The sequence below is a fragment of the Cupriavidus sp. BIC8F genome (assembly GCF_032465815.1).
In the GTDB taxonomy this organism is placed as follows: Bacteria; Pseudomonadota; Gammaproteobacteria; order Burkholderiales; family Burkholderiaceae; genus Cupriavidus; species Cupriavidus necator.
Window position 1 is genome coordinate 282,086 of sequence record NZ_CP136094.1, and the last position, 18,799, is coordinate 300,884.

Consider the following 18,799-nt stretch of genomic DNA (forward strand, 5'->3'; position numbering starts at 1 on the left):
TTTTGCAGGGCGGTGGTCCAGCGCTCCTTAGAGGTGCGTGGCGGTCAGGACCAAGCTCAGGTCGGCGGTGTCACAATATTGGGGCAAACACTATTCGCTGAAAGATAGTGCCAATATCACACGAGGTTTATCTTGCAAAACGAGGATGGGGTTCGGTGGGTCGATTCTCCCAATTTTGACGCGCGATGGGAAAAGGGAAAGGCTATGGGCGGAGGCGGACAAGCCTATGCCTATTGCGCAACGTTGAAAGAAGAACCGGGGAAAGAAGCGTTTCTCAAGGTTTTGAAAGAGCAAACAAACCCTGAGCGTCGCAAGCGGATGTTCCGCGAAGCGGCCGCGCTCGCAACATACTCGCACCCGCGAATCCCCCGTCTGGTAGAAAGCAACGCGCAGTTATACGCCGATTCATCGGCACAACTGTATCTCGTCACAGATCTCGTGTCGGGCAAGGACCTGTCCTTTCGCGCTGGAAAACCTTTTTCCTTCGAGGATGCATTGCAGATTGTCGATCAGCTCGCTGACGTCGTCGAATACTGCCATGAGCGCGGTGGCATTCACCGCGATATCAAGCCTGACAATGTCATTCTGCGAGACGGCAATGCCGATGCGGTCTTGGTCGACTTCGGGTTGACGTGTTACGTCCCGCCGAACTTAAGGTTTAGCGAGGGGTGTTCATCGCGGTTTCGGCGAGAGCGTGTTTACGAACTTTGCCTTGATCATCGCGAGACTCAACGGATGTAAAGAAGGCCAGTACTGCTCTGATATCGTGCGACGTTTCCGACCCCGCACGAACCATCAGAACAGACCGGCCTATGCATCGAATTGTATTCGCGTTTCCCGCGCTCGAACAACATCTTCGCGCCGTGCGTTCAACGCCGCAGTCGTATCGGCCGGATGCCTGCGGGCATTGCGGTAGCGCATGCCTGTGGTGCCACGGCTGCTATCACCGCAAGGCTGACCGCAGTGATGACGGCTTGCTCAATCCGGTCCCTGTGCTGCGCTTTCGTTGTTCGACGTGCCGCCGAACCTGCTCTCGCCTGCCGCTGTGCCTCTGTCCACGCCGCTGGTACGACTGGACGGTGCAGCAGCAGGTCCTGCTGCTCCTGCTCATCGGCGCGTCGCTACGCCGCACGGCTGCGGTGCTCGGGCTGAGCTATTACACCGTGCGGCGCTGGTGGCGCTGGCTGCAAATGCATGGCGTCACCTTCGCCTTCCATCTGCGCAGCCGCTTTGCCGGGCTGGGCCGCGCCACCGATACGCGCGCGCTCTGGCTTGCCTGTTTCGACCGGATGCCATTGTGTGAAGCGATGGCCTGGCTCGATCACGACGGACAAGATGTCCCGTGATCCGTTGACTGCGGCGCGACGCGCGATGGGCCGATCCGCGCCGTAGCCAGCGCTCCACACACTTTGCCCACTGCCGCCGGATTCGGATCGCAGGTCTCATGGCGTTTCCTTTCTTTTAACGAGGAACGTTCATGAACGACATCGATCCGAAGGCGCTGTTTCGCCTGTCGGTGCTCGGCCCGCTGGTGAGCCGCGAGAAGCTGGGTCGCGGCGAGCTGCAGCAGCTCGTGCGGCAACTGGCCAGCCAGGAGTACGCGATTCCCGGCTCGCGCCGGCGCCACATCGGCGAGAAGACCTGGCAGGCCTGGTACTACGCCTGGCGGCGCGAGGGCATCGCAGGGCTGGCCGACAAGCCCCGCGCCGATACCGGCCGCTCCAAGCTGCCCGAGCCGGTGCAAGCCGCAGTGCTTTCCGCCAAGCGCGAGAACCCGCGCCGCTCGATTCGCCAGATCCGCCTGCTGCTCGAGGCCGCCGGCGTCGTGCCGCGTGACACGCTCTCGCGCTGCGCGATGCACCGACTGCTCCAGGCGCACGGTCTGTCGCGCATTGCCGGCCCAACTGTCGTGCCGGACGAGAAGCGCAGCTTCGTGGCCGAACACGCCGGTTCCATCTGGTACGGCGACGTCATGCACGGGCCCACACTGTCGCTCGGCGGCCGGCGCATGAAGACCTATCTCGTCTCGCTGATGGATGACGCCTCGCGGCTCATCGCCCACGGCGCATTCTGCCTGGCGGAGACGGCGCTGGATATTGAAGGCGTGCTCAAGCAGGCGCTTCTGAAGCGGGGTATCCCCAGGATGATCGTCGTCGACAACGGCGCGGCCTATCGCGCCTCGACCTTGCAGGCCATCTGCGCCAGACTGTCCATCCGCCTGGTCTATTGCCGGCCGTACGCGCCAGAAGGCAAGGGTAAGTTGGAGCGCTGGCACCGGACCCTACGCGACCAGTTCCTCGCCGAGCTCGACATAAGCCATATCCGCGACCTGGCCGACCTGAACGCCCGCCTGTGGGCCTGGGTCGAGCAGGTCTATCACCGCAACACACACAGCGCGCTCGGTAACCAAACGCCGCTGGCCCGCTATCAACAGGACCTACCCAGGATCCGCCTGCTGGGCTCGCTGGCCGCGCAACTCGATGAGCTGTTCCTGCATCGCGTCGCGCGCCATGTGCGCCGCGATGGCACGGTGTCGTTCCAGGGCAAGCGCTTCGAGGTCCCGTACGAGCTCACCGGCAGGACCGTGCTGCTCGTCGTCGATCCGCATACCGCGACGGTCAGGCGCGTCGAGAGCGAATCCGGACAGCCGCTGGGCGCCGCCACTGAACTCGACGCAGTCGCGAACCTCACCCGCCGACGCCGTAAGCCCCTGCCGGAACCGGCGAGCGGCGAACCCGCCGCGCCGGGTCCTAACCTGATCGAACTCGTTCACCAGCGCCACTACGCACCGGAGTCATGACATGTACCGACAACACTTCGGCCTGCATCGCGCGCCGCTGGACAAGGATTCGACCGAACTGTGGGACGATGGCGCGCTCGCCCAGTTGACTGAGCGCTTCCAGTGGCTGCTGACCAGCCCCGGCATCGGCCTGCTCACCGGCGAGCCCGGCGTGGGCAAGACCGCCGCGCTACGCCACATCACCCGCACACTCAACCCGCATCGCTATCTGGTCATCTATCTGGCCGAAACCGAGTTCGGTCGCGTCGATCTGTACCGGGCGCTGGCCCGCGCGCTTGGCCTCGAACCCGGCTATCGGCGTGCCGACCTGTGGCGCGATCTGAAGCTGCGCATCACCGAGCTCGCCGACAGCAAACAATTGCTGCCTGTGTGGATCATCGACGAAGCCCAGAACCTGCCGCCCGAGTTCTTCCGCGACTTCCCATCGTTCTTGAACTTCGCCTTCGATGCTCGTGACCTGCTCACCGTCTGGCTCGCCGGTCATCCGAGTCTGGCCAGTACGCTCGAACGCGCGCCGTACGCCGCCTTGTATGGACGCATTCAGGCACGCGTGCAATTCAAACCGGTCATCGAGCGTGAACGCTTCGCGCAGCTCATTGCGCACGCGCTCAAGAGTGCCGGCTCCACCCACACGCTGCTGGCCGACTCCGGGCTCGAGCTGCTGCGGCAGGCCTCGCGTGGCCTCCCCCGGCAGGCCGGGCGCATCCTGCGCACCGCGATGCAGCTGGCCGTTCCCAAAGGACTCAATCACCTGCCTGACGAACTGCTACAACAGGCCATTGAGGAATTGCGATGACCGACAACGCCAAGCCTGGCGTTCCCGCAGTCGGCGCGCGGCATCGCCCGGCGTCGCCAACACAAGGAGTACTGCAACATGCGATCGAAGCACACAGCCCGTCCCGCCATCCCTCCAATGCCGGTTCCGCCCACCCTCTCGGACGAAGCCGCGGTGCAGATCCTGCACTTCCTGCGAGACAGCTTCCTGTGGTTCAGCGCCACGTACAGGGACCAGATCCGCCACTACTACGAGCCATGGCACCACGGTAGCGGCCCGCGAGCCCCTCGTTTCGACGATCCGTTCTGAACAGCAGCCCCTGCCTCACCCGCCGGGGCTGTTTGCACTTCGGCCGGCCCCTTCATCGCGCGACGATTCTCAAACGTCGCCTCATTCCATCTCACGCTGCGCAAGATGGCTCTGCGACCCACGCAACGCGCGACGATCGCCGCCGTCTCACCTCGAATAGCTCGCGACGCTGCTCCTCGAATAGGCCGAGACATAACAGTTGACGTTCAACCTGAAGGAAAAAGACGACTGGCACACTCCCCCGGCGTCAGGATAGATGTCACGTCACCTGATTCTTAGAGACGAGGTCCGGGGGCGGTAAAATCAGGGTAAATGAAAGCCTACTCAGCAGAGAGAAGAGAAGCGCTGGTGCGCCGCATGATGCCGCCAGAAAACGTGCTGGTTTCAGCGCTGGCCAGGGAAACGGGGATTACCGAGCAGACGTTGTACACGTGGCGCCGACAGGCGAAAGGAAAGGGGCTGGTCGTGCCGGGCGATGGGAAGAATCCCGAAGGATGGTCTTCGGAAGACAAGTTTGCGGTAGTGCTGGAAACCGCCCCGCTCAATGCAGCGGAGCTGGCCGAGTACTGCCGGCGCAAGGGTCTTTATCCCGAACAGATCGCCGCCTGGCGGGCCGCCTGTCTGGCAGCCAATGCGAACGCTGCGGAGCAGGCGCGGGAGCAGCGGCATCAGTCGAAAGACGACAGGAAACGCATCCACCAGCTCGAGAAGGAATTACAGCGCAAGGAGAAAGCGCTGGCGGAAGCGGCTGCGCTGCTGATTCTGAGAAAAAAAGCCCAGGCGATCTGGGGAGACAAAGAGGACGATTGATCAACGTCCCGGATCGCCTGTTATGTATATCGTTGATCCGCGAGGCAGCGCAGTCCGGCTGCCGGTTGGAGAAGGCTTGCAAAGAACTGGGCCTGAGCCTGCGCACGTTCCAGCGCTGGGTGGGTGACGGCGACGCGGTGCCGGCCGATCGCCGCACGACGACCGTGCGGCCGGAACCGGGCAACAAACTGAGCGACGCCGAACGGCAACAGATTCTTGAGGTTGCCATCAGTGAGGAGTTTGCCAGCCTGCCGCCCAGCCAGATCGTGCCGGGTCTGGCCGACCGCGGCGTGTACCTCGCGTCGGAGTCGAGCTTTTACCGTGTGCTGCGCAGCGTTTCGCAGCAGCACCACCGGGGTCGTGCGCGCCAACCCTCGGCTCGGGTGGTGACCAGTCATTGTGCGACGGCGCCGAACCAGGTCTGGTCGTGGGACATCACGTGGCTGCCGTCGGCGGTCAAGGGGCGGTATTACTACTGGTACATGATGCTGGACGTGTTCAGCCGCAAAATTGTCGGTCACGAAGTGCATGAGGCGGAATCGGCGGAACTGGCCGCACTGCTGATGCGGCGTGCCAGTCTGGCCGAGAGCCTGGCGGGACGTCCGCTGGTGCTGCACTCGGATAACGGCAGCCCGATGAAAGGCGCGACGATGCTCGCCACCCTGGAAAACCTGGGAGTGGCGGCGTCGTTCAGCCGGCCGCGCGTGAGCAACGACAACCCGTACGCCGAGTCGCTGTTCCGCACCTGCAAGTACCGGCCCAACTACCCACGCAGGCCGTTCGGCAGTGTCGATGAGGCCCGTGCCTGGACGCAGCAGTTCGTGCGTTGGTACAACCACGAGCACAAACACAGCGGCCTGAAATTCGTCACGCCGGCGCAGCGCCACAACGGTGTAGCCGCTGCTGTGCTTGCGCAGCGCAAGGCCGTGTACGCGGAGGCCAAGGCGCGCAATCCGCAGCGTTGGTCTCGATCGACGCGCAATTGGGAGCTGGAGAATGAAGTCTGGCTCAATCCGGAACGGATGCAGCCGCAAGAACTAAAGCAGTCCGCATGAAGTGACGCGTCAACTATCTTGACAACCGCCGCACTGGCGACTGGCAAGAATTGGGCAATCGCTTTCTTCGGTTGCCGGAACTGTCGAGCTACAGCGTTCATCGGCATGACCTGAGAAGCGATGTGTCGTTTCTCGCCGGCATTCTCTATTTCTGCCTGTTTGGGCAGCCGCCGGCGGTTCTCGAAGACGCAGCAGGGCGCCTTCCCCATCAGCGCGACGGGATTTCTGTACAAGACGTAGCGCCAAACCCGACCGCGGCAAGGCTATTAGCGCGCCTCTTCGACGTAGCATTTCAGCCCAGGTTGTCAGATCGATTCAACAGCATCAGTGAGTTCCGGAAAATGGCCCAAGACATAAACAACAGCCGAGAACAAGCGGGCGCCGACGATCCCGCTGCGATCGCAGAGCAAATTAAGAAGGGATTCTCGAAAGAAAAGGCGGCCCGGCAACAGCGTCAACGCGCAACGTATGTGAAGGCAGTGGAATGGGTCTATTCCATCCAGGCTGATGTCTCTGCGTTACTCGAGCGTGAATATGTCCCGACCCACAGCGGTGACTATGATCCAGCCACAGATCACTCCTATCGAAACATGGGTCTGCATCATCATTTTCGAGAGCATCTGATGAGGTACTGGATGAAAACCACATTCAGATTCATCGGATCTGAGCTGGTGGTAACGATCGCGGAGGTCGATTCCGGTGCTGATGAAGTTGTGGTCTTGCGCACAGACTCTGAGGCTCCAAATTTCGATGTCGGTAATCGAGACCTTTTCAAGAGTCGCCTTCTCAAGGGGATCTCGAAAATACAAGCGGTCTAGAAACAGAGCGTCGTAAGGGGCGGTTGAAATACTCCGGCACGGACGGGCTTCCATGAATGCGATTGGCGCGATGGGCGGTGTACGTCGTAATCAGTCATTCGCGGTCGGAAATGTGGATGGCCGCTTCGGGTCGCTATGCAAATCTCTGCATAGAGCAGAGATTTTTTTGGTTGGCGATCGCGGCTACTGACGCGTGAACAGGCCGGTCGGGGCCAGTCCGCGATCGGTGACCAAAAAAATACGACCCCTATGCGCAGGTCGCAACTATGCGTAGATGGCGTGAAATCCTCGGTACCGGACCAATCTCCGAGGGGTTTCTGGCCCGATACTGTCTGCGCATAGTTATAGCGTCCGAAGGAACCGCATGCGTGTGTCCCGTGCCTATAACCGATGCATGGTTGTGTCGGCAGGCTTTATTCGTGCGAGTACCTTCTTTTCATCGAGGGTTGGCTTCGACATAACGGTGGAGTGGTCTTGGTGCTCTCGTGGCGTGCCAGAGTGTAATGACCCTGTAATGGCACGCCGGATCGCGAAAGCCATCATAGCCGCCTTAAGTGGCACCACCACTTCAGTCTGCAGCGGAAACTATGCTCAGCTCTCCACTGAACCACCATGCCAGAAGCTGCGCCGCCGCCGGACTCGATCAGACGCCCTGCGCGACCTACGCATAGTTGCGACCTGCGCATAGGGGTCGAACTGAGACGGCCGACCGTGCTGTGAAATCGTGTTTCCGATTTGCTCGACACTTGCAGTGCAAGCATGCAATGAGAGCGTCGTAACCGCTCATTTCAGCACACCTTGTTGAGTCGAGCCGTTACCCGGTAACGTACGCAATATGGAAACGTTACCGGGTAACTAAGGAGTGCAGGATGGCGCAGACGACAGCCCAACGGCAGGCGGCCTATCGGGCAAGACGCGCGACAGCGGGCAAGGACGGCAACGGAGAACGTCGGCTGGACATGTGGGTGAGTAGCGAGGTGGATCTCGCGCTCGCGCGCCTGGCACGCCGTTACGCGGTAACGAAGCGTCAGATGCTGGAGCGGCTGATAGTTCGTGCCGACGAAGCAATCGTGCGCCGGCTCGATCCGGATTCAGAGCAATGGGACCTCTACTTCAAGGCGAGCCGGTAATGCTCGCCCGTTACCGTGTAACGGGCGAGTGCCGTATATGATCGATCAGCGCCTTGGTTGCGGCCGGTCGTCGTTCAGGCGGCGGGCGCAGCGGCGCTTTGGCGTTTGGCGAAGTTGAACGGCAGCAGGTCGGTGACGTCCGCGTCCGGGGCACGCTGCGGCAATTCGGTCAGCACGTGTAGCAGATAGGCATACGGCTCCACGCCGCAAGCCCGGCACGTGAGCATCAGGCTATAGACCATCGCGCTGGCCTTGGCGCCGGCGACTGTGTCGCTGAACATCCACGACTTCCTCCCCGTACAGAATGGTCTGATGTCGCGCTCGATGATGTTGTTGTCCACGGCCGCTTGCCCGTCGGTGACGTAGCGGCTCAGGTACTCCCACTGGTTTCGCGTGTAGGCGATCGCCTTGCCCAGCAGGCTCTCGGGCAGTACCTGCGGCGCCTGCTCGTCCAGCCATGCCTTGAACGCTTCGAGCAACGGCACGCTGTGCTGCTGACGCATCCGGTACGTGTAGTCGATGCGCGTTTCACCTTCGGGTAGGTCTGCCTTGGCGAGCGTCTCGACCTGATACAGAGCCTTGAAGTACTCGAGCGCGTGCTGCGCGCGGCCACCGGGTTTCTTTTGGCCCTTGAGCGCGTCGACAAACGCTCGCCTGGCATGGGCGAGACAGCCGAAGTGCGTGACGCCATTGACCGTGCGCCACGCGCTGTAACCATCGGTCATCAGCATGCCCTCATAGCCGGCGAGAAACGCTCGCGGATATTCCTGAGCGCGCCCCGGCTGGTAGTCGAACAGTACGACCGGCTGTTCGCTGTCTTCGGCACTGCGATAGACCCACATGTACGATTGACTCTGCGGGGTCTTGCCTTCTTCCTTCAGGACCTGCACCGTCGTTTCGTCGCCGTGGATGAGCGGCTGGGACAGCAGCGTGCGGCGTAGCGCCTCGTACAGCCGACTGTAGTGCAATTGCGCGGGCCGGATGATCCAGTTGGCCAGTGTGCCGCGGCCAACTTCAATGCCGGCGCGACTCAGTGCGTCTTCCATACGGTACAGTGGTGTGCCATCCACGTACTTGCCGGTGGTCACCGTCGCAAGCATAGCCGCGCTTGCATTGCTGCCTGGAAGTGGTTGCGCCGGCATCGGCGCAGTCAGCACCGGCGTGCGTTCGGCGTTGCGCTCGCAGTGCCGACACGCATATTTGAAGCGGACGTGCTGCAGCACCGAGACCTTGACTTCGATGTGCAACTGCTCGCTGACCTCCTCGCCCATGCGGTGCATCGCGCCCTGGCAGCAGGAGCAGATCTTCTGGTCCTCGGGCAGGTCGTATTCGATGCGTTGGCGCGGCAACTCCGCCGGCAGCGGCTTGCGACCACGTTTGCGGCCTGCAGGCTTGTCAGGCTCCGGCAACCCCGTGTCCGGAAGCGCGAGCGCGTTATCCTCATTGTCGTCGGCCGACTCTGCGGCCATTTGTTCGGCTTCGTCGAACACGCGGTCCTTGAGCTTCTCGCTGCTTGGTGCGAAGCGTTTGGACTGCGCGAGGCGGAACTGTTCCTCAAGGAGCCTGATGCGCTCGTTTAGCTCGGCGATGTGCTGGGCGTTGGCAGCAGCCCGCGCTTCGAGTTCGCGGATATAGGCCTGGGCGGCCGGCGGCAATTGGGAGAGGTCGTGTTCGTTCATGCTGAACACGATAGTGCAGCCGCCGCCCATTCGGGTATACGTCACACCGAACGACCATCAAGCTGTGTGCTGATATTTGCGCGACGGATGCCGCTGCACGGCGTCTACGTCGATACCGTCCAGCAGCCAGTGCAACTGCTCGGTCGTCAGCTCGATCACCGCCTGCTGACGCCGTGGCCACACAAAGTGGTCTTCCTCCAAGCGCTTCATCAGGAGCCAGAAGCCGGTGCGATCCCACAGCAAGAGCTTGATCCGGTTGCGCCGGCGGTTATGAAAGGCGTAGACGGCACGGGCAAACGGATCGAGCTGCATCGACTGCTCGACCAGGGCAACCAATCCATTGATCCCGAGGCGGAAATCCACCGCATTGCGGTGCAGGTAGACCTGCAGGTCAGCGTCGAGCTTGAACATCAACGCGCTCCCAACGCTTCGATCATCGCCTTCACCAGCGCGACGTCCTGCCCGCCGCATTGGAGCTCGACCGTCACGCCGTTGGGCAACTGCGCCACCAGCCGAGACGGCAATGGCGCCGGCGGTTGCAACGCACGCACAGGCACCGACACTGCCCCAGGCATAGTTGTCCGCCCGGGCTCGGCCTGCGGGCCGGCACCGTGAATTTCCACCACCGGAACGAACGCCGCCGGCGCACTTTCGATGACGTCCCTCGTGCCAGCAGCAACCTTTTGTTCCGCCTTGTGTTGCCCGATCCATCGGCGCAACTGGTTCGCGTTCACCCCGGCCTTGATTGCCATGCTGGCCACCGATACCCCTGGCCGCAGGCAAGCTTCAACCAACCGCCGCTTGTCACCCTTGTCAAAGCTACGCTTGCCGTTGGCGCCGACGTTGATCGCCCGCAGCGGCAAGAAATCCAAATCGATCTGGCCCATGACTTGTGTCCACTAAAAATGGTGGACACAATCCTGCGCCGTCTGCGCTTCTGATGCTATGTGCGGAGAATTTCGCGCTTACAGAGCGTCAACCAGCAAATGCGGATATCCGAATGTTCACCTCTCCGCTCACATGAAGGCGTAACAATTCGCTCGGGCATCGTATAGCGCGTGATGCCGGCCGCCGTGCTCAGAAAAGTACGCATCGAGTCGGCCAGCGTTGATCTTCAGTTGGACATTTTCTGCCTTCCAGCCACGCGGCAGCGGCTCACCAAGTAGGTGGCTGACCAGGTGATAATCGCCGCCAAAGTCGTAGCACAGCACCGGCTTTGGCTTAAGTGGTACGTTCATAAGCCACGCCCGCAGCTCGTCGCGGAGCTGTGCCAACGGCATCGACCGGCCCGGAAACTGGCCAAGCTGCGGCAGCACAACGCTGTGCACAAAGTCACTGCATAGCGCTCTGTCGAAATCGGAGCGTTCCCCATAAAACTCACGGCCATCCTCGCCGACGATCGCTATGCTGATGAGCTGGCAAGCATCGAACGTCGTGAACTCGGTATCGAGGAAATAACGGGTCTTCCACGGGCTACGCGGGGCATTCATGGTTCTCTTGTCCCAAGTGGTCAGTCCTTGCTTTGGCGCCTTCCTTTGTCCCTTGCAAGCGTTCTCAGAAGATCCACGGAAGCAGACGAGAAACGTTAATGGCATCATCAAGGGCCCGGTGATGCGCACCTTCAAGCTGCAGGCCAACCAACTCGCAAGCCTTCGCCATACCTATGGCTTTGCCAATGCGTCGCTTCTTGGCAAAGAGGCGTTTGGCATTGAGGTGTGGGAGATCGATGGGGGTCGTAATGCCGTGCCGCTGGCTCTCCCTTTCCAGCTGCCGGCTATCCCACTCGCCCCAACTCACGAATGTCGAACCTGGTTGACGGTGGAGCGCGACGAAGGCGCGCAATGCATCGGCGACCGCCGGAAAGAGCGATGCAGCATCTACGTCGGCTTGCGTGATGCCTGTAAGCTGCGCGCAGAATGGTGTCAGCGTCGAATTGACCGCGGGACGAACGAACGCCTGGAAGCAATCGAGCACAGTACTGCCATCGGCTGCTGCCCACACCGCACCGATCTCAATGATTTCCATTTCGAACGATGGCGCATTCTCGTCGCACGTGGCCTCGAGATCCACGACGAGGATATTTGGCATAGCTGTTTTGGATCTTGGGTTGAAGGAATTGTCTCTTATCGTGCCTAGGCAAGGCTGGAAGTGTGGGCAAGTGGGGCAAGCTGTGCGCAGTGCGTGGGCAACCCGTAGGGTTGTCCATCCGCTGTGCATGGCTTGTCCCGCGTTCCGCCCGCCAGGGCGGATGTCCATACGAGAGGCCGCGTCCCACGAAGCTACCGTCGAGGTGCTCCCTTTAGGTACACAGCTATCTCGTCCGGTAGTGTGCCTCCGCTCGGCGAGTCGTGGGCACCAGCCCCATATTCTGCCGGTATGACCTCCCCCCCTCCAAAACCGGGGCGCGCTGTCAAGTTTGCTCCGATCGAGAGAGGCTGCCGAGCTACAGACGTTATGTCGTCGAAACCGAATTCATACCCTTGCACAACGACCCGTGCATCTGCCGAATAGCTCCGCAGGAGGTCGATCAGTTCAGCCACATTCATTGGTCTCTCCTCAGGCGTCTGTCATATTTTCCACAAACAGATCAAAGGCAACGGCTGCTGTTGAGCATTTCGAAACCCGCTTGCGCTGCTGTGCAATCACCGCCTGCAGCCGGGTTGGCGTCCGATGGGCCTTTACGACCCGATTCAGGGCCGGGCGCAGGAGGGAAACCAGCTCCTTGGTAAGCCCCGGGTGAGCATCATGCACGTCGGGCGATGCTTCGCATAGCACATCCTCTATCAACACCGTTGATACAATTGCTGTAGCCATGGTCACCTCTCAGATAGGTGGATTGTGGTCAGGTCCCTGCCAGATGGCCGCTTGGCAGAGACCGCTTCGAAAACAAATTAAGCCCGCTGCGGAGAGCGCCTCATAAGCATTCACCATCGACAGTCGGTACCTCCATCTGCCGGCGCGAATCTCAAGGGCCGCCCCGGAAGCAGCACGCGGGGCGCAGCCGTGCCGGCGAGCACCGAACAGGTGAGGATGCAGGCGAAGCGCGCCCTTGAATAGTCGCAGAGGCTGTCAGCCTGTAGGCTGGGGGCAGGGTCCCTGCCCCCTTCCACGTGGCGAACGCGGGGTCCCCCTTGGTCGTACAGCAGCTCATCATTTTTCGGTTGGACCGGGCGCTGAACGGCGAGCGCAGGCGTCTTGCCTCCACTTTGCATTTCCTTCGATCCAGCCGCTGTGCCATGCCCAGCTTAGGTCACTGTTCGGGAGATACGGACAGAACAGTCCGGGACGCCCTTGCTGCCCCACAGCGAACCCTTCTTTCCAAGCTTTGGGATCTTGTCTGAGGATCATCGCCTAACCCAACCGGTCCAATAGGCTTTCTGGCTTCAGGTGCGTATAGCGCTTCAGCATCTGCATGCTTCGATGCCCACTGATGCTGGCTACCTCCATTGGGTGGAGGCCTTTCTCGAACAAGCGTGAGACAGCTTCATGCCGAAGGTCATGCCAGCGAAGGTCATCAATTTGCAGCTTGGCCAAGGCACGCGCCCACACGAGCATTACCGCGTTCGGCGTCGTGGGAAGTACACGATCTACCTCTGATGCAGCCCCCGATCCCTCCAACGGTTCGGCGCGAAGTGTGGCCAGGACGTTGCGAGCGCGAGTTGACAGCGGTAATACGGCGGGGACGCCTTTGTTTGCCGCGCGCCGGGCCTCAGCAGGAAAGCGAATCATCCTTGCCGGGAGATCAACCCACTCCCACCGAAGCGAGAACAAGCTGCCTTTCCTTAAGGCCGTCTCTATTGCCAAGTCGAACGCTGGCGCAGCATATCTGTTCGCGCTCGATTCAAGTTGCGTCCTGATGGCGTCGTATTCGCCGTCAGCGAGGCGGCGATCACGCGCCGAACTCCCGCCGGGCTTTCGGATGTTCTTCAAGGGGTTGAGCAGGCTCTCCAACCCCCACTCCTTCCTTGCCATCTCGAACAGATGACTGACGAGCTGCAGCTCCAGCCGGATCGTGTTCTCGGCGCGGCCTGCCGCCCGCCGCTCATCACGATAGCGTGCGAAATCGGCTCCCCGGAGGGAGCCAAGTGTCCGGTAGGCGAGTTCGTGCCGGAGCCAGCGGGCAATACGCGTGTTCTCTTGCTTCGGGTAGCGTTTTGTCGGAACGATCTCACGCTGATACCGTTCGAGCGCCTCGCGAAGCGTTGTGCGCTCCGCCTCGGTACGGTCAATGTACACACCAGCGTCCATTTCGCCTTCAATGCGCCGTGCCCAGTGCTGGGCCTGCTGCCTTGTATCAAAGGTTCGATAGACGGGCTTGTGGCCACGCCGGCGGATCTCGGCGCGCCAGTACGCACCGCGTTGACTGATGTATGCCACTCTCCAGACTCCTTTGCTCAATAAAGCGCTTGGTCTGGATTGTTCCGTTCCGGCAGTTTTCCGGCAAAGGGCAGTTTTTGACACCACCGCGCACGAGCTACGGACGAAAAAAAAGCACCGCGATCGCTCGCAAGTGCTTGATTTTCTTCACCCAAGGTGAACTGGTGGGTCGTGCGTGACTCGAACACGCGACCAACGGATTAAAAGTCCGCTGCTCTACCGACTGAGCTAACGACCCGAAAAAACAGAACCGCGATTATAGGGATGCGGTTCTCGATGTGTCAAGCATGCGCCTCAGGCCATGCGCTCCAGACGCCACATCTGGTAGCGGAATGCCAGCACCGCGCCGGCCAGGATACCCGCCAGCGCGATAAACGAGCCAAGCGCCAGGGTCGACACGCCCGACAGCCCCTGCCCGACCGTGCAGCCCAGCGCGGTCACGCCGCCCGCACCCATCAGGATGCCGCCGACCATATGGTTGGCGACGTCCTCGGCATTGCCGAAGCCTTCCCAGCGGAACGTGCGCGTGGCCAGGGCATAGGCCGCCGCGCCGGCGATCACGCCGAACACGCTGACGATGCCGACCGTCGCCACCTTGCTCTTGTCGCTGAACATCATCAGCCAGTCGAGCGTGTAGGCATAGGGGGCGACAAAACTCAGGCTTTCCATGCGGCCGCTGTTGGTCGAGACGAACAGTTCTTCAAGCGTGTTGGGGTCTTCGGCCACATAGCCGAGGTGGCCCGAGACATACCACATTGCCACGATGATCAACCCGACGCCGATGCCGCCAAGCAGGTTGTCGAACGAGCGGAAGCCGCGGCCGGCCAGCGCCCACAGCACCAGTACGCCGCCCAGCGCCAGGCCCAGGCCCAGCTGCAGCGCGCCGCGCGCGAGCCCCGTGCCCTGCGCCAGCACGGACGGCAGGTCTTGCGTGGTGGGCAGCGTCAGCGCCACCGCGTCGACGGTATTCACGCGCACCACGCCGAACAGCCCGCGCAGCGTCATGTACGCCGACAGGCCCAGGAAGACAAAGACCACCAGCGATTTCAGGTTGCCGGCACCGATGCGCACCAGCGTCTTGCTGCCGCAGCCCGACGCCAGCACCATGCCGAAGCCGAACATCAGCCCGCCGGCCAGCGCCGACAGCCAGCCCAGCTTGCTGGCGGTGTAGATGGTCTTGGTGGGGTCGATCGCGCCGGTCCAGGCCAGCACGCCGGTGCCGATCATGGCCACGCCGATCGCCAGCACCCACATGCGCATGCGGCTCCAGTCACCCATGTTGACGATGTCGGAGACCGCGCCCATGGTGCAGAAGTGCGTGCGCTGCAGCACGGCGCCAAACAGGAAGGTCAGGACGAACGTGCTCAGCAGCACGGTGCGCGAGAGCGCGGCGAGGTCGATTTCAGGCATGTCGGGGGCGTGGACGGCGGCTGGTGATCAGGCAGCGGCCTGGTAGCGGGTCGGATCGGGCACACCGGCGGCCTCAAAGCCGGCCCGGCGGATGCGGCACGAATCGCACACGCCGCAGGCGCGGCCGTCGTCGTCGGCCTGGTAGCACGACACCGTCAGGCTGTAGTCCACCCCCAGCGCGATGCCGGCGCGGATGATCTCGCCCTTGGTCATGTCGATGATGGGCGCATGCACGCGGAAGCGGTCGCCCTCGACCCCGGCCTTGGTGGCGAGGTTGGCCAGCGCTTCATAGGCCGCGACGTATTCCGGGCGGCAGTCCGGATAGCCGGAGTAGTCGACCGCGTTGGCGCCGAAGAACAGGTCGCGCCCGCCGACGGCCTCGGCCCAGCCGAGCGCCAGCGACAGCATGATGGTGTTGCGCGCCGGCACGTAGGTGACCGGGATGCCGCCGGAAGCGCCATCGGTCGGCACCGCCAGCGTGTCGTCGGTCAGCGCCGAGCCGCCGAAGCGGCGCAGGTCCAGGTCGATGATCTCGTGGCGCGTGGCGCCCAGCGCGGCCGCCACGCGCTTGGCGGCTTCCAGTTCAGAGGAGTGGCGCTGGCCATAGCGCATCGACAGCGCATAGGTCTCGAAGCCCTGGGCGCGGGCCATGGCGAGTACGGTGGCGGAGTCGAGTCCGCCGGACAGCAGGACGATAGCGCGTTGGGTCATGATCGGGAGCGCGCCGTCTGGGCGCGCAGAAGATTCAGGCGAATCGTGTATTTTAGCGCGACCCAAGAAAAATCATTAGGCCCGCCAAAGCGGGCCTTGCAGACAGGACCGGGCATACCGGCCGCTTCCGGTGTTACTTCAATGTCTTCAGCCGGTTGCTGGCCGCCTGCGCGCCTTCGGTGCCCGGATACTTGGCCACCACCTGCTCCAGCGTCTTGCGCGCGGCCGCCTTCTGGCCGGACTCGAGCTGGTTGTTGGCGACCGCGATCATCGCGTCCGGCACCTTGGGATGCGTCGGGTTGTTATTGATCATGGTCTGCAGCACCGAGGTGGAGCCCTTGTAGTCGCGCTGCGCATACAGCGAGTTGCCGAGCCAGTACTGCGCCAGCGGCACGTACGGGCTCTGCGGGTACTTCTTGACGAAGGCCGAGAAGGAACTCCCGGCGCTCTTGAAGTCGCCCGCCTGGAACTGCTTGAGCGCAGCATCGTATTCGGGCTTTTCGCCCGGCTGCGACAGGCCTTCGCGGCCTTCGACCGTGACCTGCTGCGGCTCGAATTTCTTCAGGCGCGCGTCCAGGTCGGCGTAGTAGTCCTTCTGCTGCTTCTGCAGCGCGTCCACCGTGTTCTGCAGCACTTCGTTCTGGCCGCGCAGCCGCGCCACTTCCTGGCGCAGGCCCTCGAGCTGGTTCTGCATGTCGATCGTGGTGCGGCTGTTCTGCTCGATACGCTGTGTCGCGGTCGCCTGGAAACCGTTGAACTGGTCGCGCAGGTTGATGACCGCCTTGCGCGCCTCGTCATCATCGAACACTCCGGCATGCGCCTGCGACAGCGGCAGCATGCCGCCGCCGGCGACGGCGGCGAGCCACAACAGGGTGGAAACGCGTGCTTTCATGGATGGCTATCCGCAGATCAGTAGTTGATGTCCGCGCGGCGGTTTTCGGCCCACGAGGCTTCATCATGGCCGGCGGCCTTGGGCTTTTCCTTGCCCAGGCTCACGGCTTCCATCTGGGTGTCGGGCACACCCATCGAGGCCAGCGAGCGGCGCACGGCTTCGGCGCGCTTCTGGCCCAGCGCCAGGTTGTACTCGCTGGTGCCGCGTTCGTCGGTGTTGCCCTGGATCAGGATCTTGCGGCCCTTGTTCGAGCCCAGGTACTTGGCGTGCTCGCCCAGCATGCCCTGGTAGTCGGACTTGACGCTGTAGCTGTCGAAGTCGAAGTACACGCTGCGCTTGGCCAGCGGGCTGTTCGGATCGTTCAGCGGATCGGCGGCCGTCACCGGGGTCACGGCGCGCGCATCGGCACCGGTGCCCGCGCCGGCACCGGCTTTGGCGGTGTCGTCCAGCTTGACGCCGGAGCTGCAGGCGCCAAGGGCCAGCAGTGCGGCAACGGCAAGGGTTTTGCTCATCAGTTGGGGCATGGTGAATGACTCCTGTTATTGCATGAAAGGACCCCAGGACGGCTCGCGAACATCGCCGGACTGGAGGGACAGAACCTGCCGGGTACGCCCGTCAGTGGAAACCGCCGCCAGCACCGCGCGACCGCCCACGCGGGTGGCATAGAGGATGTACTTGCCGTTGGCGGCAAAGCTGGGCGCTTCGTCGTTGGCCGTATCGGTCAGCGACGTCACGTCGCCGTTGCTCAGGTCCTGCAGCTGCAGCTTGAAGCCGCCCGTGCGCGAGATGTACGCCAGGTACTTGCCGTCCGGCGAAATACGCGGGCTCACGTTGTAGCTGCCCTTGAAGGTGACACGTTGCGCACCGCCACCTTCCTCGCCGGAAGCGGGCATGCGGTAGACCTGCGGCGCACCGCCGCGGTCGCTGGTGAAGTAGATGCTCTTGCCGTCGGGCGAGTACTGCGGCTCGGTGTCGATGGCACTGCTGCGGGACAGGCGGCGGACGCCGGAGCCATCGGCATTGACCTGGTAGACCTGGGTATTGCCGTCGCGCGACAGCGCCAGTGCCAGGTGCTGGCCGTCAGGCGACCACGACGGCGCGCTGTTGTTGCCCTTCTGGTTCGACACCAGGGTGCGCTTGCCGCTGGCCAGGTCGTGCACATACACCACCGGCTTCTTGGCCTCGAACGAGACATAGGCCACGCGCGCGCCGTCCGGCGACCACGACGGCGAGATGATCGGCTCGTTGCTGGTCAGCGCCACCTGCGCGTTCTGGCCGTCCGAGTCGGAAATCAGCAGCTGGTAGCGGCCGCCCACCTTCGACACGTAGGACAGGCGCGTGGCAAACACGCCGCGCTCGCCCAGCAGCTTTTCATAGATGTAGTCGGCGATCTTGTGCGCGGTCACGCGCAGCTGGGACTGGTTGACGGTAAAGGCCAGCCCGCCCAGGCTCTGGCCCTTGACGGTGTCGTACAGGCGGAAGCGGACCTCATACTTGCCGCCGGCGGCCGGGGTCACGCTGCCGGCGACGAAGGCATCGGCGCCGCGCGACTTCCAGCTGCCCAGATCGACATTGGCGGATTCCGCCACCGTGGCGCCACCCGGATCGACATTGCGCAGGCGCCCGCTGCGCGCCAGGTCGCCGCGGATGATCGCGGTCAGGTTCTGCGGGGCCTGGGCCTCGCCCTGGAAGTTGGCGGTCGCAACCGGGATCTGGCTGGAACCGACCCCGGAGATCTCAACGTTGAGTTGCGCGTGCGCGGCGCCGGCTGCCATCGTCATCGCCGCGGCCAGCCAGGCCATCAGCGCGCGGCGGCCGGCCAGGGGGACCGGGCCGATGGCGCGTTGGGATTCGGGTTGGGTTGCGTTGTGCCGCCTCGCGGACAGCCAGTTGGGGGCCCAAAGCTTTCGCATGCTGCTCCTCAGTCGATTTCAAGATTCGTCGGGCACGGCAGGCAATCGGCAACACGGGCAAATGCGGCATTGCAGCGCGTGGCGCTTGCCTCGTCTGCGTGCGTATCGCACACTGCCGGC

The 18,799-nt window shown here is 62.7% G+C and carries 20 protein-coding genes, 1 tRNA gene and 1 pseudogene; 8 read left to right on the plus strand and 14 right to left on the minus strand.

Going from position 1 to position 18,799, the window contains the following annotated elements:
• Positions 1-132: 132 nt before the first annotated feature.
• The 8 genes and pseudogenes from RS901_RS01295 to RS901_RS01330 all read left to right on the plus strand — a co-directional run bounded on the left by RS901_RS01295 (position 133) and on the right by RS901_RS01330 (position 7,697).
• Complete coding sequence (locus tag RS901_RS01295; RefSeq protein ID WP_316151021.1) at positions 133-741, plus strand: serine/threonine protein kinase; 609 nt, start codon at positions 133-135, stop codon at positions 739-741.
• Positions 742-812: 71 nt separating this feature from the next.
• Positions 813-1,346, plus strand: coding sequence for a DUF6431 domain-containing protein (locus RS901_RS01300; RefSeq protein ID WP_316151022.1), 534 nt, complete (start codon positions 813-815; stop codon positions 1,344-1,346).
• Between the two features lie 131 nt (positions 1,347-1,477).
• Positions 1,478-2,800: a DDE-type integrase/transposase/recombinase gene (locus RS901_RS01305; RefSeq protein WP_316151023.1), complete on the plus strand. Its 1,323-nt coding sequence runs from the start codon at positions 1,478-1,480 to the stop codon at positions 2,798-2,800.
• A gap of 1 nt (position 2,801) precedes the next feature.
• Positions 2,802-3,596 (plus strand): ATP-binding protein, encoded by a 795-nt coding sequence (locus RS901_RS01310; RefSeq protein ID WP_316151024.1) that lies wholly within the window; start codon positions 2,802-2,804, stop codon positions 3,594-3,596.
• A gap of 78 nt (positions 3,597-3,674) precedes the next feature.
• Positions 3,675-3,884 (plus strand): hypothetical protein, encoded by a 210-nt coding sequence (locus RS901_RS01315; RefSeq protein ID WP_316151025.1) that lies wholly within the window; start codon positions 3,675-3,677, stop codon positions 3,882-3,884.
• Between the two features lie 312 nt (positions 3,885-4,196).
• A pseudogene (locus tag RS901_RS01320) lies at positions 4,197-5,749 on the plus strand (IS3 family transposase).
• Between the two features lie 122 nt (positions 5,750-5,871).
• Positions 5,872-6,567, plus strand: coding sequence for a hypothetical protein (locus RS901_RS01325; protein WP_316151026.1), 696 nt, complete (start codon positions 5,872-5,874; stop codon positions 6,565-6,567).
• A gap of 869 nt (positions 6,568-7,436) precedes the next feature.
• A complete protein-coding gene (locus RS901_RS01330; RefSeq protein WP_316151027.1) occupies positions 7,437-7,697 on the plus strand; it encodes a hypothetical protein in 261 nt (86 codons plus the stop codon).
• A gap of 74 nt (positions 7,698-7,771) precedes the next feature.
• On the opposite strand, the gene tnpC is transcribed toward RS901_RS01330, so the two are convergent.
• From tnpC to tolB, 14 genes are all read right to left on the minus strand, one after another.
• Positions 7,772-9,376, minus strand: a complete 1,605-nt coding sequence (tnpC, locus tag RS901_RS01335; protein ID WP_316151028.1) for an IS66 family transposase — start codon at positions 9,374-9,376, stop codon at positions 7,772-7,774.
• A gap of 57 nt (positions 9,377-9,433) precedes the next feature.
• On the minus strand, positions 9,434-9,787 hold the full coding sequence (gene tnpB / locus RS901_RS01340; RefSeq protein WP_316151029.1) for an IS66 family insertion sequence element accessory protein TnpB: 354 nt from the start codon (positions 9,785-9,787) through the stop codon (positions 9,434-9,436).
• Positions 9,787-10,263, minus strand: coding sequence for an IS66-like element accessory protein TnpA (tnpA, locus tag RS901_RS01345; RefSeq protein WP_316151030.1), 477 nt, complete (start codon positions 10,261-10,263; stop codon positions 9,787-9,789). The genes tnpB and tnpA overlap by 1 nt, the downstream gene beginning before the upstream one ends.
• 129 nt (positions 10,264-10,392) lie before the next feature.
• Entirely contained in the window at positions 10,393-10,866 is a 474-nt protein-coding gene (locus tag RS901_RS01350) for a 3'-5' exoribonuclease (protein ID WP_316151031.1), read from the minus strand.
• A 64-nt stretch (positions 10,867-10,930) separates the two neighbouring features.
• Positions 10,931-11,464, minus strand: coding sequence for a 3'-5' exonuclease (locus RS901_RS01355; protein WP_316151032.1), 534 nt, complete (start codon positions 11,462-11,464; stop codon positions 10,931-10,933).
• Positions 11,465-11,932: 468 nt separating this feature from the next.
• Positions 11,933-12,190 carry a hypothetical protein gene (locus RS901_RS01360; RefSeq protein WP_316151033.1) on the minus strand — a complete coding sequence of 86 codons (258 nt, stop codon included), beginning with the start codon at positions 12,188-12,190 and terminating at the stop codon, positions 11,933-11,935.
• A gap of 336 nt (positions 12,191-12,526) precedes the next feature.
• Complete coding sequence (locus RS901_RS39030) at positions 12,527-12,724, minus strand: ribosome modulation factor (RefSeq protein ID WP_425476454.1); 198 nt, start codon at positions 12,722-12,724, stop codon at positions 12,527-12,529.
• Positions 12,725-12,727: 3 nt separating this feature from the next.
• Complete coding sequence (locus RS901_RS01365; protein WP_316151034.1) at positions 12,728-13,753, minus strand: site-specific integrase; 1,026 nt, start codon at positions 13,751-13,753, stop codon at positions 12,728-12,730.
• A 162-nt stretch (positions 13,754-13,915) separates the two neighbouring features.
• Positions 13,916-13,991, minus strand: a tRNA-Lys gene (locus tag RS901_RS01370).
• 56 nt (positions 13,992-14,047) lie between these two features.
• Complete coding sequence (locus tag RS901_RS01375; protein ID WP_316151035.1) at positions 14,048-15,163, minus strand: YeeE/YedE family protein; 1,116 nt, start codon at positions 15,161-15,163, stop codon at positions 14,048-14,050.
• Between the two features lie 27 nt (positions 15,164-15,190).
• Positions 15,191-15,874: a 7-cyano-7-deazaguanine synthase QueC gene (gene queC, locus RS901_RS01380; RefSeq protein WP_316151036.1), complete on the minus strand. Its 684-nt coding sequence runs from the start codon at positions 15,872-15,874 to the stop codon at positions 15,191-15,193.
• A 133-nt stretch (positions 15,875-16,007) separates the two neighbouring features.
• Entirely contained in the window at positions 16,008-16,766 is a 759-nt protein-coding gene (gene ybgF, locus RS901_RS01385) for a tol-pal system protein YbgF (RefSeq protein ID WP_316151037.1), read from the minus strand.
• A 17-nt stretch (positions 16,767-16,783) separates the two neighbouring features.
• Positions 16,784-17,290, minus strand: coding sequence for a peptidoglycan-associated lipoprotein Pal (gene pal, locus RS901_RS01390; protein WP_013957625.1), 507 nt, complete (start codon positions 17,288-17,290; stop codon positions 16,784-16,786).
• 15 nt (positions 17,291-17,305) lie between these two features.
• The gene (gene tolB, locus RS901_RS01395; protein ID WP_316151039.1) at positions 17,306-18,679 is read right to left on the minus strand and encodes a Tol-Pal system beta propeller repeat protein TolB; all 1,374 of its coding nucleotides are present in this window, start codon (positions 18,677-18,679) and stop codon (positions 17,306-17,308) included.
• Positions 18,680-18,799 lie beyond the last annotated feature (120 nt).